The following is an 11,623-nucleotide window of genomic DNA, read 5'->3' as shown; positions in this document are numbered from 1 at the left end:
TCTGCACGCCACATGACATCAACCCTTCTTCCAGTCTCTCTCACTCATTTACGCGGACGGCTGTCGCCGTCCCGCCGTCTCCTCAACCCGGACTGCGCGCCGTGACCTGCATCACGATCGGCATCGGCATTTCCATGGGCGGCGGTTCGCGTAACGTCATGCCGCTGAGGATCTGATCGCGGATCACCGCGTCGAGCTCGCTGTTACCGGTCGAGGACACCAGCTGCACGCGGCTGACCCGGCCGCTGGCGTCCGGCCACAACCGGACCCTGACCCGCATCACTGCGTGGCGCGTCTTCTCGTTCGAGCGCAGGGCAGCCTCGATCTGCGCCTGCACGATGCTGGCGTACCAGCCCCATTTGCCGCCGCCGCCTCCACCGCCACCGCCGCCGATCAAGCCTCCCTTGCCGCCCTTCAAGGTGCCCGGCCCGGTCGTGTTGGCTTCGAGCGATGGCGGGCTGTCCATCGGACTGTCGGGCGCATCCGGCGGCGCGTCCTTGGGGATGTCCACCGGCTTCTCCTCGATCATCTCCTGCTTGACCGGCGTCTGCTCGACCATCTTCTGCTCGGGCTGCTGTTCCGGTGGAGGCGGCGGCGGAGGCGGAGGTGGCGGCGGCGGCATGATCATCGTGACCTGCAGCTCGTTCACCTTGCGCGGCGGGTTCTTGTCGCCGCTCATCAGGACCATGATGCCGCCGACCAGGAGCACGACGACCAACAGACCGCCGCCGCCCAGCAGCAGATAGCGCCGCCAGGCAGGTCCTTCGCTCTCGTCGGTGTTGCTGCGCTGATCCATCGGCGTCATGTGCAGTCGGGTTCACCGCGCTACGGGCTTGGTCGCCATGCCGACCTGGGTAAAGTTCAGGCGGCCGAGCAGATCGAGCACGTCGACGACGTTCTGGTACGGGGTCTGGCTGTCGCCGCGCACGACGATCGGAAACTCCGGCGTCAGCGCGCGTTGCTGCACCAGGCGCTGCTCGAGCTCGGCCAGCGTCACGGGAATCGTATCGAGGAACAGCTTTCCGTCATTGGCGACCGTGATCGCCTTGGTGGTCTGCTGCGCAAGGCTCGGCGCCGCGCTCGCCTTCGGCAGGTTCACCTTCATGCCTTGCACGGTCGCCGTGGTCATGATGATGAAGATCACCAGCAGCACGTAAGCGAGATCGAGCATCGGCGTGATGTTGATGTCGTCGTACGGCTTGCTTTCGGACTGGACTTGCATCGGTTCACTCCGCCGCCTGCTTCACCGGCTCGTCAGGAAGCTCGTAGGACTCCGCGATCCGCGTGATGAACTCGTCGACGAAGACCTGCATCTCGCTGCTCACGTCCTTGATGCGGATCGTCAGGTAGTTGTAGGCAAACAGCGAGGGGATCGCGACGCCGAGGCCGGCGACGGTGGCGACCAGCGCAGCCGCGATGCCGGGCGCAATCGCGTTGACGTTGACGTCGCCGCTGGCGGCGATCGCCGCGAAGGTGATCATGACGCCGACGACGGTACCGAGGAGACCGAGAAACGGACCGCCGGAGATCGCAATGGTCAGCATCACCATCAGACGGTTGAGGCGCTGGTTCTCCCGCACGAAACCGCTGTCGAGCACGGCGCGGATCGACTGGATCGCCTGCGGCGACAATCGGCGGTAACCGCCGCCCGCGAAGCGACGCCGGATTTCCTGCGCGCCGGCCGCGAACAGGTGATAGAGGGGCGCGGCATGCACCGCCTTGCGCTGCTTTTTGCCGAGCTCGCCACCGAAGCTCGGATCGTTCTCCTGGCTGTCGAGCTGAAGCAGACCGCCGATGTCGGTCGACGTCTCGCGGAAATGCTTAAGGAAGATCGTATTGCCGGCCGCGACCCGGTTCAGATAAGAGACGCGATCGACCATGACGTACCAGCTGATGAACGCCATGATCGCGAGCAGGCCGATGACGACCCAGCCATCGAGCGTCACCGAGCGAAGGATCACGCCGAAATAACCACCGCTGAACCAGCCCGCGTTTTCCTCGTCGACACTGAACGTGATCAATTTGGCCTGGTCGGGGCCCTGCCCGATCGCGCCGAGCTTGATGAAGCCGGGCGCGCGCGCAACCTTGGCGATCTGAAACTCGTCGATATCACCAACAAAGCCGGCAGCCGCGCCGGCCGGTGCGGCTGCGGGCGGCGATGCCTGCGCCGCATCAGCGGCGGGCGCGGCTGCATCTGCTGCCGGTGCCGCCACAGACGCGACATGGCCGAGCTGCGCCGCGCCCGTCATGGTAGGCAGGCCCGCCGCGAGCGTCGCAGCCTGGTTGCCGTCGACGTAAAGCGTGATCTGGGCGCCCTTCGCCGTGAACGCGATCTGGTGCCAGGTCCCTGCCGCGATCGCCGCGCCGCCGGAGCTGCGCTGCGTGCTGCCGCCGTTCGCGACTTCCACGAAGGCCACGCCGTTGTCCAATCCGACCGTCAGCCCGTTCGTACCTTCGGTGCGCTCGAACAGCACGGCGCCAGGCTGCGACGCAGTCATCTTGACCCAGAGCGACCAGGTGAGCTCGCCGTTCTCGGCGACCACCAGCGAGGGCGAGCCGGGAAGCATGAGCGCGGTCTGGCCGTCCAGGCGCGCACCCTGGCCGATGATCGCCCCATCCGCTCCCGGCACTGCGTTCTGCGCGGAGTTCGCCCAGGCCGTGATGTCCTGCGCCGGCGTCGAGCGATCGTTGAAATGATAGACCAGCAACGTGTCGGGATCGTACGTCCCCTTGGCGTCGGCCGCAGTCGGCGCCTTCTGGTTTCCATAATAGAGCCAGATATCGTTCTTGGCGCCCGGCTTCAGATCGGGAACGCCGACCCAGACCAGCGCTTCGCCGAGCAGCGCGTCGTATTTCTCGACATGGTGCTTGAGCGGGGTCTTGTCGTCGCCGGCGATGAAGCGGAGATCACCGCCGTCCTCCTTAGCCGCGCCAAAGCGGAAATTTCCGACATGGAGACGAACCAGGACCGGCGTCGGGCCGATCGCATCGCTGATGCCGGCGCCCGACGGGCCGGTGTCGATGGTGATCTTCTTACGCAGCGTCCACTGATCGTTCCACCACGCCGACGCCGAACTCGGCCACAGCGCCGCAAGGAAGATCAGAGCAAGCATCACCGGCGCGCTCAGGCGAAATCCGGGACGTGATCCAAAGCGAAGGAGCGACATCTAGAATTCTCCCCAGACCCGAAAGCTGAACCGTGGATGATTGGCGACGGTGACCTGTTGGCTCGTCAGCGGCATGCCGACGAACACGATGCTGTTGAGGTAGCGAAGCGTCTTCATGCGCAGGCCGACGCCGTAGCTCGCGAGGTCGAAATGCGACTGTTGATCCGGGAGCGGCTGGAAGATCCTGGCATTGCCGCCATCGACGAACGTGAAGAAGCGCATGTCGTCGAAAGCGTTGTACTTGATGGACTCGCCGAGTGGATTGGGCAGCTTCTGCTCGAGATATCGTGCGAGATTTGGCGTGCGCAGTTCCAGCGTGCCGGCGACGCCATAGTCGCCGAGCACCTCGGACTCCAGATAGCCGCGCACGGTGTCCTGCCCACCGAGGCTGAACTGCTCGCTGGACACCAGGGGCTGATCCGCAGCCTGCCCCTGAAGTTTGGCGTAGAGCTGGAAGCCGCCGGCAAAATCCTGGGTGTGCGAGATGTCGGCGTGCAGCGTGATGAAGCTCGCGGTCGCGTCGAAGCGCTTGGCGTCGAACTCGTCGCGGCTGGAGCCGATGCCGCGCAGACCGGTGGTGACAGTGGCATTCAGCTGCGTGAGCCGACCCTCGCCCTGCCAAGTCGCACCATAGGAGCCGACCAGCGGAACATAGGTCACGGGCGAGCCGAACGCATCGGAGCCGAGCTGGAGTGTTTGCTTGAAGTCCTTGTAATCGACGCCGAGCGACAGCGTCTGGAACAGATCACCCTTGGCCGGCAGCGTCAGGACAGCGCGTCCACCGACGACCTGACCGGGGCCCACGACGTTCGCTCCCCCGACCGTCGCGACCGAGCTGTCCGAGACCAGGCCATAAACGAGAACGCTGAGCCAATCGATCTCCGTGCGCGCGAGATACGAGCCGGAGATGACCATCGCGTCCTTTGGATTCATCGGCGCGACCTGATAGGTCCAGGTCATGGAGTGGCCGAGCTGCCAAAGATTGTCGTAATGCATCGAGACGCTGGTACGCAGCGGCGTGGTGCTCGGGCTCTGCTTGTTGTTGAGTTCGACGCTGCCATGCAGCGGATAGGTATCCTCGACGTTGAGGTCCACATCGACCGTTCCAGGAGCGATGCCTGCCCGCAGCGCCGGCGTGATACGCCGGTCCGACCAGCGATTGAGCGCGACGATATCTTTCGTGACGTCTTGGAAATTGGGCAATACTCCTTCCTTCAGCGATGGAGCATTGTCCTTGATGTTCTTGAGATCGAAATAGCGTGAGCCCTTCACGCGCAAGCGTCCGACCCGATTTTCGGTCACCTTGAGCACGACGAAGCCGCGCTGCGCGTCCTGCTGCGGGACCGCCACGCTCACGGTCTGAAGACCCTTGTCGTGATAGGCCTTCTCCACCGCGGTACGCGCCTTCTCGACGTCCTCTGCGCTCTTCTTCGGACCAAGAAACGGATAGACCGCAGCCTCGATCTCGATCTGCGGCAGATTGTCCGCTCCCTCGACGCGAAATTCGTCGATATCGAAATGCGCTTCCAAGGCCGCCGGCTTGGCGGAATCCGCGGCGCCCCTGGCTGGCACAGCAGCCACGGGCTTCGCCGCAGCAGGCTTCGTGGCATCCGCCTCGGATTTCGCCGCCGCCGGTCTTGCGCATATCGCACAGATCAGCAGACCGCAGACGGCGAGTTGCGAAGCGCATGCGGCGACGAACCGGCCTCTCCGCGCGGCGCGCAACCGAAGCGGCACATGGCGGCGCGCGCTCCTCTCATACAGACCACGCGAATTCACCTAAGCCTCGATATCATGCTCGCATTGCAGCCAGCTCACGCGTGACCGCGGCGTTCTTCGGACAGCCCGAACCGGCCGGAACGAGCCGGCCTGCCTGGCCTTATCCGGTAGACGTCGTGCGCCGGACGCTTGCGAAAAAAATTTCGCAGCCACCTGCAACACGCGTCGATCGACGCTGTGATGATTTTGCGCAACATAACATGACTATCATTTCGACTCTGTTATTCACTAACAGTTCGTCACATTACCGTTGTGCGGCCTCACTACGGTCCCGCGCAATTTGGGGACTGAGTGAAGTGGGGCGTACATGACCAACGATAACATCACCAGCTTGCGCAGCCTGCTGCTCGCCGAGTATGTCGATTTCGATCGGCGGCTGACGCGGCGCCTGGGTTCGCCGGACCTCGCTTCCGAGGCGCTCAACGAGACCTATCTTCGTCTCGAAAGCATGCGGGAGATCGGACCGGTGCGCAGCCCGAAGGCCTATCTGTTTCGGATTGCGCTCAACATCGCCAGCGACCGCCGCCGCGCCGAGAAGCGCCGCCTCACCGCCGACGAGGTCGACAGCCTGCTCGAGATTCCCGACGACCGGCCCGACGCCGCCCGCGTGATCGAGGACCGCTCGGATATCCACCTGCTGCGGCACGCCATCGCCGAGCTCCCCGAGCGCCGGCGGCGTGTGCTGATGCTCTCGCGCATCGACGGCATGCCGAACCGCGAGATCGCCGCGCTGCTCGGCGTCACCGTCCGTACGGTCGAAACCGATCTCAAGCAGGCGGTCGAGCATTGCGCCGATCGTCTCAAACGCCCCACCCGCGTCAAATTCGCTTATCAGCGTCCCGCGTCGTCTTACGTACAGAGATATGTCGATCGGGAGCATCCGCTCGTGACCGGCGTCTGCGGGAAAGCGCTGGATCGTGACGAAGCGAAGCCATCAGGTCGATCACTTAGATCCGTTAATCCGTGAAGCCCTGTCATGGATCATGCGGCTCAAGTCGGGTGAGGCAACGATCGCGGATGCCGAACAACTGATGGATTGGCGCGGCAGGAGCTCCGCCCACGAGCACGCCTTCCGCGATGCCGTAAGATGCTGGCGCGCCATTGGCCAGGCGTTGGCGACCAGCAGCCCGGCACCGGCCGTTCGGCGCAGGCGTCCAACCGGCGGCAAGAAGCGCGCATGATACGGCGCGCCTGGTTTAAAGGCCGCGGGTCCTTCTCAGCCCAGATCGGATCAGCGTAGGTCGGACGGCGACTTTCGCTGGGCGACGCTGCGCAAGCGCGTATTGAGTTCTGCGAAGTTGACCGTACTGCCTGCGGGCCGGATGCGGCCGCGGGCTCCGCCGCCTGCGGCCAACGCCCTTCCGAAGGTCGGTTGCGGAACGGAGCCGGTGACGGCAACGCCGTTGGCCGCCAAGTGCGCGCGGACGCGCGTGCAATATTCGACCGACAGGTAGGAAAACCGGGTCTCGCCGTGACCGGCGCGATATTTCATCGTCGCCGTGCAGAGATCTCCGTTGGCGCGGCGCCAGGCGCCAGCCAGATACTGCACGCCATAGTGTACGTTGACCTCGGGCGAAGCCAGCTCCGACGGCGTACCGGCGAAACCCATCATCCGCGCCGTCGGCAGCATCACCTGCATCAGTCCGACCTCGCCGTCCATGCCGACCACGGCCGAATTGTATCTGCTCTCGACCGCCATCACGGCATCGACGAGCGCCGGCGGCAAGCCAAACGCAAGCGATTCATGCTCGATGAGTTGCCGGTACTGCGCGCGGCCGGCACGCCAGTCGCGGCCGAACATGGCGCTCGTCCGGAAAGTGTAGTTCCCGAGAGGCGGATTTGCGGGTGGAAGATCGGCGGCCGTGAGCGGCTTCGGAGCGAACGGCTCAAGCACCAGGGGCTCGGGCGCGCTATCGTCCAAATCCGCCGGCGAAGCGGTGGCGCTGCCAATGCCGGTCGTTTGGCCGTCTTCATCGTCTTGCGCCCTCACCTCGCCGTTCAGGATGAGGAGCAGGCACAATGCGGCCGACGGCCACAATCGGCGCGCAGCCCGAATGGTCTTTATCTGCGGAGAGGATCTCGACATCAGCGACGCGGCAGCACGTTGGAAATGGCCGGCGGGCGATAGGGAACGGCCGAGCGACCGTAGTTGGAGCCATATTGCTGGCGGACAGCCGCCTCGTTTGCGTTGCCCACACGCACGTCGGGTGAGCGCGCATCGATCGGCGGCAGGTTGAGCGTCGGATTGACCTTATCCACTTCACGCCGAAGCTTCTCGTTCAGACAGCCGAACGCGCTATCGCCTCCGATCTGGACATCGACGCAACGTTGAATCGCGGGGCCGGTCGCTCCGCCACCGATGATCGTGCCCGCGCGCGGCCCAGGCGGCGGATTGGCCGGGACGGGAGCCTGGGCCATCACCGGGACCGCCATCATCACAATGAGACAGGCTCCCAAGCCACCACGATGGGAAAGTCCAAATCTCGACAGAGCGTCACCCAATGTGAGGCCTCCGACAGCGCTTGTTGACCAGCGGGACGATAACATTGCCGACCAACCGATACGGTATGAGATTCGACCACTATCATAATTCGTCGAATCCGGCGCGTCCCGATTTGGGAAATGAAACGCTCCCCCTCGAGCCTGCCAGAGCCTCGGAACGGTTCACACTTAGAGCTTGCTTCGTACTACCTTGACATCATTGACGAGAGTTACCCCGTTGTCGGCGGTCACGACGGCGGCGTTGATGAAGTTCAGGACCTTGGTGATGTCGACCTGCGGAGCGTTCGCGGCATAAACTACGTCGAACGGACGCATTTGCATCTTGGTGGCGACAAAGTAACCCGCCGGGTCCTGGAAATTGACGTTGAAGACAATCGGGACAGTCTCGCCTTCATATTTCGAGCAATCGACCCCCAGTTGCCTTGCCACATCGCGCGGCTCGCGACGATAGAGAAAGACCGAAGCCGGGTCGGCCTGCAGATCGAGCAGCCCGCCCGCCTTCGCTACCGCCTGGGTGAGGTTGATCCGCCAGGCGTCGAAGTTGAACTCGCCCTGTTGGCCCGTCGCGCCAAACGCGATGAATTTCATGGGCTCGCGGTAGAGATAGATGCGATCACCTGGCTGCACGAAGACGTTACTCGCTGGGAAATAGACGAGATTTCCGAACGGCAGCGTGGCACGCTTGCCGCCGCGCTCGAGCACCACCCAGGTCTCCCAGCCGGCACCGCTGATACCGCCGGCGCGCGTGATCGCGTCGGTGATCCGATCCTGCGCCCCCGCCGCAGGCATGGGGAAGCGCACCGGCGTCCTGACTTCGCCAAACACGCTGACGAGCGACGACCGCTGCTGGCTCGATGTGACAACGACCTGCGGATCGATCGCACGCTTCTTGATCTGCGCCAGAATGTCGTCCTGAATCTGCACGTTGGTGCGCCCCGCCGCGCGTATCCTGCCGGCATAGGGCACGGTGATATTTCCGTCGTTATCGACAGCCTGATCGGGCAGGCTCACGAAATTGCCCGGCCGGACACCTGCCTCGAGCGGCACATACAATCCGCCCGCGGACGCTTCGAAGATCGTGACGCTGACGATATCGCCAATGCCGAAGCGAATACTTGACGGGGGACGGCTGTCTGCAAGAGCTCCCGGCATTCCGCTGGGCTCGAACCTCTCGAGCTGACGCACGATATCGGGAGTGAGCTTGACGACAGCGAAAGGCAGCACTGTCGTATTCTCGGCTTTGACGTCAATACTTGCCGGTCCGGACATCGAAATGAATCCGCAGCCGCCGAGCAGCGTGGACCAGGCCAGACAGCATGCGATCGCCAGGTGGTTTCTCAATCGCATGACCGTTTCGTACTCAGCTGACGTACCTTCGCCAAGCCTGCACGGCGCTGTACACGCCGGCACGCTTTCCGCAAACCAACGGCGGATCAGTTTGCGGTTCCTGCTTCATAGACGCCATCCGTACAGCGACTGCGAAAACAAGACCCGCAACAATGCTCGGAGGGTCTGTGTGGGGTCCCTCAAATAGACTGGGAGGAGGAAACCTTCACGGTCGTAGCGAAGCAACGAGGTAGGCGCTGGGCCCACCTATTTGCGCGCGCTGGCCTGATCGGATCAGTCCGCCCGCTTGCCTGCCAATTATCGCAGCGGATCGTGCGGGCCGCCAACACGCCTACGTCAAAGAGCGTCGGTCTTCAGATCGCGGACAGCAACTTGCGCAGGCGTGCGACTTCGATCTGGGTTTCCGCGACCATGCGCATCAGAAGCGCATTCTCGTGCTTGAGGTTCTCAATGCGGCGGAGCCGACTGCTTTCGTCCTGCTTCAAACCCAGATCGTACACGTTCTCGTTTGACGCTTGGGGCGCGGAGTTGAGACAAGTCAGATCAATCGCATTTGTCGCGCGCATTCCAACCCCCAAAACAAAAAACACAGGCTCGAATTCCAACTCTCGCGCAATGCAGCAGCCCACTGCCTGCCGAGCGACGCCTGTTTGCCATTCTTGTAAGAATGTTTCTTATCGTTGCTGTGACCAATCCTAAAAAAGAATTCAGATTTAAGATGAAAAGCGATCGTTATGTTGGACGAAAAGTGGTCATTACATGGCACGAACATCACGGCCCGGACTTGGTTCGAGCACGGTACGTCCGCTCATTGCAATATCGTCGTCTTCCACGATGGCGAAAGCCGCGCATTCCGCGACCGATCTGCCCGGCCTCTCCCGCCGACGTATCGCCCAGCGATGCGATGTGGCTCACCTAGTGCGGCCGCTGCTGCATGCCTGCACTTCCAGGTGGCTGGGGCGGCTGCAATGCACGTTGGACCCCAGTACTCGTCAACGTTTGAAGCGAGCCTGTAGGCTTGAATGCATTGACAAGGGCCGCTGGTGGTGACGATGCGCCTCGCGCCGCCGTTGCCGGAATGGGCATCGGCGCTGCCGTCCCGGCAAGCACTGGTGCAGATGGCCCTGGCGTGAGATCGGGGGGCGCCAAATCGAGGATGGTATTATCCAGCCCCTTCGCCAATTCGACCTGACGTGGGCGCACATTGCGCAGCGTCCATCCCTGATGGTTCTCGCCTGCTTTCAGACGCAGGACTTCCTTGCTCACGGAATCGATGAACAGGCCGATCCGTTCGCGCGATCCTGCAACTGTGCCAAGCAAGGTGAGCTGAGGCTTCTCAGGTTCTGGCGGCTTGGGTGGCGGACCGACCGGCGCCAGCGAAGGTCGGATCGTCTCCAGCGGCGGCGCTGGACGCCGCGACGGCGCAAACAACGGCTGATCGCGCGAAGCAGTCAAACGCGCCAGAGGAATCTCCCATAGCGGATTGCCGCTCGTGATATGCTCAACCGGCGGCGCAGTCGTAATCGTAGTCGCAGCCGCGCTAGGCTCCGGCGCTCGCGGAGGAGCAGCAACCGGCGCCGCCTCAACCGGCTTCGGCGCGAACAAATCACTACCGCTCGGATCGACGATTTGCGTATTGATCGTTAGCGGCGCGTTCGTCGCCAGCGCCTCGGCGTTACCGATCAGCACCAAACTCATCAGCAAGGCAAGAGCGCGCATTTCCACGCCTTTCCCCAAGGTGTACACTGGGGGCGAGCAATAACGTTCGCATCTCTCGAAATTGTGACATTATCATTATAGCGCTAACATTGCGATCCAACCAAGCGACACACGGATGCGACACGACACCGGCAACGGCATCGATCCACAACGACAACGCTGCCGTAATTTCACTGACGATGCTCATCTTTGCACCCCGCCCGCCGAAGGATCTATCTCGTCTCGCCATGTGAACACCCGGTAGGCGCTCTTCGTGCCCCGATCGGGAAGCATGATGACCCCTTCCGATCTGCTGTCCCGGCCGTCGGGAAGGATGATGCGCATGCGAATGCGGTAAGCACTGCTTGCGGCCACCGTGGCACCAGACACCCTGCCGCCGAGAATACCCAGGACGAACTCCGGATCCTTCGAAGGCAACGAGTCACGCTGATTGAGGAATGCATCAACCTGCGCGGAGGTCATGCCGGGAAGTGCGGCAAGGACTTCCGGAGCGGCCTCCAGGACATTGATCCCCGCTATGCCGCTGTACAATGTCAGGTACGGCCGCGCGCGCTCCACCAGCGCCGCGGGCATTCCCACAACGAGCGATAGCTCGTCGATATTATTGAAGGCTGCGTGGCGCGGCAGGTACTTCAAGCCGGCAGCGACATAGAGAGAGTCCTCTTCGTCCTGTAAATTTGGTCTTGGCGCATTCCGCCACGCCACCACCCGATCGGCAAACTGGCGCGCCGCATCGGACCCGACGCCGAGGGCCGTGAACAGGCCCGCGATAACGGATCGAGGCGCCATATTCAGATTGATGCGCGCGGCCTCCGACTGGTATTCGACCGCTACCCTTGCGTTCGCAAGTCGAAACGTGAAGCTGCCCCGAGATGGGCGTTCCTCCGGTGCGACACCGGACAGCTGGTAGGCAGCCAGCTCGACGCCCCCCGTCGATATCATTTGCAGCTGCGTAGCCGCATCGAAAGCGCTGAGCGCGATGGCCGATTGCGTCATGTACACCGACCCCACCAGGATCAACCCGGCCAGGGCGGCGAGCAGCCACAGCGTCGCCACCACGATGAAGCCGCGCTCGGTCGTCCTGGAGCAGATCTTTGAAGGATCCATGG

General features: G+C 63.1%; 12 protein-coding genes. 2 read left to right on the top strand and 10 right to left on the bottom strand.

Annotation, left to right across the window (positions count from 1 at the left end):
* Window positions 1-82: 82 nt before the first annotated feature.
* The 4 genes from K289_RS0119185 to K289_RS0119170 are packed head-to-tail and all read right to left on the bottom strand — an operon-like array spanning window position 83 to window position 4,748.
* A complete protein-coding gene (locus K289_RS0119185; RefSeq protein ID WP_027553016.1) occupies window positions 83-805 on the bottom strand; it encodes an energy transducer TonB in 723 nt (240 codons plus the stop codon).
* Between the two features lie 12 nt (window positions 806-817).
* A complete protein-coding gene (locus tag K289_RS0119180) occupies window positions 818-1,222 on the bottom strand; it encodes a biopolymer transporter ExbD (protein WP_027553015.1) in 405 nt (134 codons plus the stop codon).
* 4 nt (window positions 1,223-1,226) lie between these two features.
* Window positions 1,227-3,167, bottom strand: a complete 1,941-nt coding sequence (locus K289_RS0119175) for a DUF2341 domain-containing protein (protein ID WP_027553014.1) — start codon at window positions 3,165-3,167, stop codon at window positions 1,227-1,229.
* Window positions 3,168-4,748, bottom strand: coding sequence for a ShlB/FhaC/HecB family hemolysin secretion/activation protein (locus K289_RS0119170; protein WP_245283957.1), 1,581 nt, complete (start codon window positions 4,746-4,748; stop codon window positions 3,168-3,170).
* Window positions 4,749-5,253: 505 nt separating this feature from the next.
* Between K289_RS0119170 and K289_RS44695 the strand changes: the two genes are divergently transcribed.
* Window positions 5,254-5,913: an RNA polymerase sigma factor gene (locus K289_RS44695; RefSeq protein ID WP_051310671.1), complete on the top strand. Its 660-nt coding sequence runs from the start codon at window positions 5,254-5,256 to the stop codon at window positions 5,911-5,913.
* A gap of 16 nt (window positions 5,914-5,929) precedes the next feature.
* Window positions 5,930-6,127, top strand: coding sequence for a DUF4880 domain-containing protein (locus tag K289_RS53095; RefSeq protein ID WP_027553012.1), 198 nt, complete (start codon window positions 5,930-5,932; stop codon window positions 6,125-6,127).
* Between the two features lie 50 nt (window positions 6,128-6,177).
* Here the strand turns inward: K289_RS53095 and K289_RS44690 are convergent, their stop codons facing one another.
* From K289_RS44690 to K289_RS0119135, 6 genes are all read right to left on the bottom strand, one after another.
* Window positions 6,178-7,032: a lytic transglycosylase domain-containing protein gene (locus tag K289_RS44690; protein ID WP_084788649.1), complete on the bottom strand. Its 855-nt coding sequence runs from the start codon at window positions 7,030-7,032 to the stop codon at window positions 6,178-6,180.
* On the bottom strand, window positions 7,032-7,364 hold the full coding sequence (locus tag K289_RS52350; protein ID WP_245283956.1) for a hypothetical protein: 333 nt from the start codon (window positions 7,362-7,364) through the stop codon (window positions 7,032-7,034). The genes K289_RS44690 and K289_RS52350 overlap by 1 nt, the downstream gene beginning before the upstream one ends.
* A gap of 252 nt (window positions 7,365-7,616) precedes the next feature.
* A complete protein-coding gene (locus tag K289_RS0119145; RefSeq protein ID WP_027553010.1) occupies window positions 7,617-8,795 on the bottom strand; it encodes a polysaccharide biosynthesis/export family protein in 1,179 nt (392 codons plus the stop codon).
* Between the two features lie 353 nt (window positions 8,796-9,148).
* Window positions 9,149-9,400, bottom strand: a complete 252-nt coding sequence (locus K289_RS0119140) for a hypothetical protein (protein WP_156918061.1) — start codon at window positions 9,398-9,400, stop codon at window positions 9,149-9,151.
* 310 nt (window positions 9,401-9,710) lie between these two features.
* Window positions 9,711-10,520, bottom strand: a complete 810-nt coding sequence (locus tag K289_RS50565; RefSeq protein ID WP_156918060.1) for a hypothetical protein — start codon at window positions 10,518-10,520, stop codon at window positions 9,711-9,713.
* Between the two features lie 177 nt (window positions 10,521-10,697).
* Window positions 10,698-11,621: a general secretion pathway protein GspK gene (locus K289_RS0119135; protein WP_051310670.1), complete on the bottom strand. Its 924-nt coding sequence runs from the start codon at window positions 11,619-11,621 to the stop codon at window positions 10,698-10,700.
* Window positions 11,622-11,623 lie beyond the last annotated feature (2 nt).

Source organism: Bradyrhizobium sp. Cp5.3 (assembly GCF_000426265.1).
GTDB lineage: Bacteria > Pseudomonadota > Alphaproteobacteria > Rhizobiales > Xanthobacteraceae > Bradyrhizobium > Bradyrhizobium neotropicale.
This window is presented reverse-complemented; position numbering and strand designations above follow the sequence as displayed.

What these genes read in the sequence shown, in the direction of transcription:
- K289_RS0119185 (WP_027553016.1), bottom strand. Translation starts at nt 805, where the DNA reads ATGACGCCGATGGATCAGCGCAGCAACACCGACGAGAGCGAAGGACCT.
- K289_RS0119180 (WP_027553015.1), bottom strand. Translation starts at nt 1,222, where the DNA reads ATGCAAGTCCAGTCCGAAAGCAAGCCGTACGACGACATCAACATCACG.
- K289_RS0119175 (WP_027553014.1), bottom strand. Translation starts at nt 3,167, where the DNA reads ATGTCGCTCCTTCGCTTTGGATCACGTCCCGGATTTCGCCTGAGCGCG.
- K289_RS44695 (WP_051310671.1), top strand. Translation starts at nt 5,254, where the DNA reads ATGACCAACGATAACATCACCAGCTTGCGCAGCCTGCTGCTCGCCGAG.
- K289_RS53095 (WP_027553012.1), top strand. Translation starts at nt 5,930, where the DNA reads ATGCGGCTCAAGTCGGGTGAGGCAACGATCGCGGATGCCGAACAACTG.
- K289_RS44690 (WP_084788649.1), bottom strand. Translation starts at nt 7,032, where the DNA reads ATGTCGAGATCCTCTCCGCAGATAAAGACCATTCGGGCTGCGCGCCGA.
- K289_RS52350 (WP_245283956.1), bottom strand. Translation starts at nt 7,364, where the DNA reads ATGGCCCAGGCTCCCGTCCCGGCCAATCCGCCGCCTGGGCCGCGCGCG.
- K289_RS0119145 (WP_027553010.1), bottom strand. Translation starts at nt 8,795, where the DNA reads ATGCGATTGAGAAACCACCTGGCGATCGCATGCTGTCTGGCCTGGTCC.
- K289_RS0119135 (WP_051310670.1), bottom strand. Translation starts at nt 11,621, where the DNA reads ATGGATCCTTCAAAGATCTGCTCCAGGACGACCGAGCGCGGCTTCATC.